Here is a 451-nt window from a genome sequence, read left to right on the forward strand (position 1 = left end):
CCGTCTCGCCCTTGGGCTGATAATAAAACGAAGACCGCGGGATCGACAGCAGCTTGCATTGCTTACCAATGGGTAGATTGGCATTGGCAGGTTCGATCATTTTCCGCCTCACTTGCCGATCCACGGCTTGAGCTTTCGTGACAAAAAATCATTGGCCACGGCCAGCTCCCCGATCTTGGCGTGCAGTTCTTTGACCTGCTCTTCATCAATCTCCGGGGTTTTCTTGCCGCCACGCTCGAATACGCCGGACGCGCCCTCCAGGAGCGCCCGCTTCCAGCTGTGGATCATCGTCGGATGAACGCCAAATTGGCTTGCCAGCTCAGCAACAGTCCGCTCGCCCTTCAAAGCCTCAAGCGCGACCTTGGCCTTAAACTCAGGCGAATGGTTCTTCCGTTTCGACATCTCTGATCTCCTCTGCGTCGAAGATCAACAGACAGCAAATCGCAGCTTA

At 55.2% G+C, this 451-nt stretch carries 1 protein-coding gene; it reads right to left on the reverse strand.

Annotated elements, in window-relative coordinates; genetic code table 11:
* Positions 1–108: 108 nt before the first annotated feature.
* Positions 109–402, reverse strand: a complete 294-nt coding sequence (locus VWY60_RS04870) for an IS3 family transposase (protein ID WP_061048509.1) — start codon at positions 400–402, stop codon at positions 109–111.
* Between the last annotated feature and the right edge of the window lie 49 nt (positions 403–451).

The organism is Phaeobacter sp. JH20_26 (assembly GCF_048056275.1).
Lineage (GTDB): Bacteria > Pseudomonadota > Alphaproteobacteria > Rhodobacterales > Rhodobacteraceae > Phaeobacter > Phaeobacter bryozoorum.

Coding starts and splice junctions, on each gene's coding strand:
- VWY60_RS04870 (WP_061048509.1), bottom strand. CDS start 402: ATGTCGAAACGGAAGAACCATTCGCCTGAGTTTAAGGCCAAGGTCGCG.